The organism is Leucobacter sp. M11 (genome assembly GCF_035726885.1).
GTDB lineage: Bacteria > Actinomycetota > Actinomycetes > Actinomycetales > Microbacteriaceae > JAPFRB01.
This window is the reverse complement of record NZ_JAPFRB010000005.1, coordinates 71,052-74,487: the sequence shown is the minus strand read 5'-3', so window position 1 is coordinate 74,487 and position 3,436 is coordinate 71,052. Positions and strand designations below refer to the sequence as shown.

At 69.2% G+C, this 3,436-nt stretch carries 4 protein-coding genes and 1 pseudogene; all 5 read right to left on the bottom strand.

The window, feature by feature from the left end; translation table 11 throughout:
* Nucleotides 1-452 (bottom strand): annotated as a pseudogene (locus OOT08_RS15605) (hypothetical protein); the annotation flags it as partial.
* Nucleotides 449-1,045, bottom strand: a complete 597-nt coding sequence (nadD, locus tag OOT08_RS15600; protein ID WP_325094010.1) for a nicotinate-nucleotide adenylyltransferase — start codon at nt 1,043-1,045, stop codon at nt 449-451. The gene nadD and the pseudogene OOT08_RS15605, both read right to left, overlap by 4 nt.
* Before the next feature lie 7 nt (nt 1,046-1,052).
* Nucleotides 1,053-1,253, bottom strand: a complete 201-nt coding sequence (locus tag OOT08_RS15595) for a hypothetical protein (protein ID WP_325093761.1) — start codon at nt 1,251-1,253, stop codon at nt 1,053-1,055.
* 52 nt (nt 1,254-1,305) lie between these two features.
* Nucleotides 1,306-2,610, bottom strand: a complete 1,305-nt coding sequence (locus OOT08_RS15590) for a glutamate-5-semialdehyde dehydrogenase (RefSeq protein WP_325093760.1) — start codon at nt 2,608-2,610, stop codon at nt 1,306-1,308.
* Between the two features lie 22 nt (nt 2,611-2,632).
* Nucleotides 2,633-3,418, bottom strand: coding sequence for a glutamate 5-kinase (gene proB, locus OOT08_RS15585; RefSeq protein WP_325093759.1), 786 nt, complete (start codon nt 3,416-3,418; stop codon nt 2,633-2,635).
* Nucleotides 3,419-3,436 lie beyond the last annotated feature (18 nt).

Here is a 3,436-nt window from a genome sequence, read left to right as displayed (position 1 = left end):
GCGTGCTCGCGCGGCGCGTCGGGCGCGGACGGCTCGTCCTCGGCGGCGCGCTCCGCGCCCGCCAGCTCGTCGAGAGACATGGCCTGGGTGTCCAGGAGGTGCGAGTCGCTCAACGCTCGCTCGGCGGCCTGCGCGGCCGCCTCCTCGGCGCTGTCCAGCTCCGTCTCGGTCACCTCGTCCGCCACGGGGGCTCCGCCGGAGTCGGCCTCAAGCCGCTCCTGCTCCGCCGCCCACAGCTCGCGCATCTCGCGCCGGGAACGGGGCTTGCCGTCCGGGCCGATCAGCGGAATCGCGCCGGTTGGGGGTTCCGGGAGTCGCGCGGGCGGCGGCTCCTCGACGATGCTCTGCTCGTCCGGAGCGCCCCCTGCGGCGTCGTCGGAATTCGCGGACTGCAGGCGCTCGCGCTCACGCAGCTCGCGCCGCGTCAGCGGCCGATCTTGCTCTTCGCTCATTGTTCACTCCGATACAGATGGTGTTTCGCAATGTACTGGACAACTCCATCCGGTACCAGGTACCACACCGGAAACCCACGACCCACTCGGTTTCGACAGTCCGTCGAAGATATTGCGAGAGCGGGCACTTCCAACAAGCTTACGTTGTCGGTTGACAATCCTGAAATAGACAATTCGTGTCCGGGCCTGCTCACAGCAACAAAATGCGCGAGGTCCCAGAGCTTCTCAACGTCTTTCCAGTCCACGATCTGCGCGATCGCGTCCATTCCGCTGATAAAGAACAGATCAGCGTCGGGCCGCTCCTTGCGAATATCGCGCAGGGTGTCGACCGTGTAGGTCGGGCCAACGCGGTCGATGTCGACGCGGCTCACGGTGAAGTCGGGGTTCGAGGCCGTCGCAATCACCGTCATCAGGTAACGGTGCTCCGCGAGGGTCACATTGCTCTTCTGCCACGGTTCACCCGTGGGCACGAAAATCACCTCGTCGAGCTGGTAGTCGTGAGCGACTTCGCTTGCTGCGACGAGGTGACCGTGGTGGATGGGATCGAAGGTTCCGCCCATCACCCCAATTCGCGGGCGGCGACCGGCCTCGATTCCCGACCTAGTGCTGCTGACCACCGTGCTCGCGAGCGTAGGCCTCAGCCTTCTCCGCGTGGCGGTTGGCCACGTCGCGGAAGCTCCAGGTGATAATGCCGAGCACGGCGAAGATGGACAGCGCCAGCGCGCCGAACAGCGGTGCGGGCATGAAGAGCTCGTTCACCACGTGGGCGCCCTCGGTCGACACGATTGCAGACAACGACATCACATTCACCATTCCTAGAAAAACAGGGGTATCCAGGCCAGCTTAGCCGAAGTCAGGGCCGAACCTGCCCAGAACCACGCACGATCCACTTTGTGCTGGTGAGCTCCGGCAGGCCCATCGGGCCGCGCGCGTGCAGTTTCTGGGTCGAAATGCCGACCTCGGCGCCGAAGCCGAACTCGCCGCCGTCGGTAAATCGGGTGGAGGCGTTCACGATCACGGTGGCCGAGTCCACGGCGGCGACGAAGCGCTCCGCGTTCGCGTAGTCCCGGGTGATGATCGCCTCGGTGTGCCGGGTCGAGTAGGCGTCAATGTGCGCCACGGCAGCGTCGAGGGAGGGCACCACCCGAACCCCTAGCTCCAGGGCGAGGTGCTCGTTCGTCCACTCGGCCTCGTCGGCGGCGGCCATCTCCGGCACGAGCTGCCGGGCCCGCTCGCAGCCGCGCAGGGCCACGCCCTCGGCGAGGAGCATGCTCGCGAGCATCGGCAGCAGGGCCTCGGCCGCGTCCTCGTGCACGAGGAGCGTCTCGACCGCGTTGCACACGCCCACGCGCTGCGTCTTCGCGTTCCGGACGATGTCGAGCGCCATCTGGGGTTCCGCCGTCGCGTCGAGGAAGATGTGCACCATCCCCGCGCCGGTCTCGATGACGGGCACCGTGGCGTGCTCGACGACCGTGCGGATCAGCTCGGCGCTGCCCCGCGGGATGAGCACGTCGACGAAGCCGCGCGCCCGCATCAGCCGGTTCGCTCCGTCGCGGCCAAACTCATCGATCGTTTGCACGCACTCCCCGCTGATCCCGGCGCTCTCCAGCGCGCCGCGGATGAGCGCGACCAGGGCCGCGTTGCTGTGCTGGGCGGCCGTGCCCCCGCGGAGCACGACGCCGTTGCCGCTCTTCAGGGCGAGCGCGGCGATGTCCACGGTGACGTTCGGGCGGGCCTCGTAGATCGCGCCCACCACGCCGAAGGGGACGCGTACCTGGCTGAGCAGCAGGCCGTTCGGGAGGGCGTTGCCGCGGAGCACCGTGCCGACGGGATCCGGCAGGGCGATAATCTCGCGCACGGCCGCGGCGAGGTCGCCCAGGCGCTCCTCGGTCAGCAGGAGCCGGTCCAGGATGCCCTCGGTCAGGCCGTTTTCGCGCCCCGCTGCCAGGTCGCGGGCGTTCTCGTCACGAACGGCGCTCGCGGCCCCCTCCAGCGCGGCGGCGATGGCCTCAAGCCCGGCGTTCTTCTGCGCGGTCGTCAGCGTGGCCAGGCCGCGAGCGGCGTCCCGGGCGGCAAGCAGCTTGGCCTGCAGGGCGTCCGCGGCGGGAGCAGCGGGAGCGGCAGGCACGGGAGCAACGGCGGTGTTCTCGGGGGTCATGCCCCCAGGATAGCGGGTCCGCTCAGTCGGCGGGACGGGGCTCGAACCAGGTGCCGAGCCGCTCCCCCGCGATCAGCCGCGGCAGCAGCGTCGTCTCGGTGAGGATGACGCCCGTGCCCGCCTCGGTGGCCAGCCGCGCCGCCGCGACCTTGGTGAGGGCACCGCCGGTGCCCCAGCCGGAGACGGCCTCGCCGATCCGGACCCCGGCGAGCTCATCGCCGAAGGCCACGGTCTCGATCCGCTCCGCGCCGGCCTCGTTCGGGGGCCGGGTGTAGAGCGCGTCGATGTCCGAGAGCAGCACGAGGCGGTCCGCGCCAATGAGGCGGGCGACGAGCGCCGCGAGCCGATCGTTATCGCCGAAGCGGATCTCGTGGGTGGCCACGGTGTCGTTCTCGTTGACGATGGGCAGGATCCGAAGCCCGAGCAGCCGTTCGAGGGCCCGCTTCGCGTTACTGCGCGGGGTCGGGTTCTCGAGATCGTGCGCGGTCAAGAGCACCTGCCCGGCGATGATCTGATGCTCACTCAGCGAGCGCTGATAGCGGTTGACCAGGATATTCTGGCCGACGGCCGCCGCCGCCTGCTGCGTGGGCAGGTCATCGGGGCGGGCCTCGAGGGCCAGATAGGGAATCCCCGTCGAGATCGCGCCGCTCGACACGAGCACGACCTCGACGCCCGCGGCGTAGAGCTCGGCCAGGCTCTCAACGAGCCCCGGGATCCGCCCGGCGTTCTCCCCGGAAATCGAGGAGGAGCCGACCTTCACGACCACGCGCTTCGCGGAGCGGAGCGCGACCGGATCAGTCGAGCTCATCTTCGACCCGCCACATGC

Coding starts and splice junctions, on each gene's coding strand:
- OOT08_RS15590 (WP_325093760.1), bottom strand. CDS start 2,610: ATGACCCCCGAGAACACCGCCGTTGCTCCCGTGCCTGCCGCTCCCGCT.
- proB (WP_325093759.1), bottom strand. CDS start 3,418: ATGAGCTCGACTGATCCGGTCGCGCTCCGCTCCGCGAAGCGCGTGGTC.
- OOT08_RS15595 (WP_325093761.1), bottom strand. CDS start 1,253: ATGTCGTTGTCTGCAATCGTGTCGACCGAGGGCGCCCACGTGGTGAAC.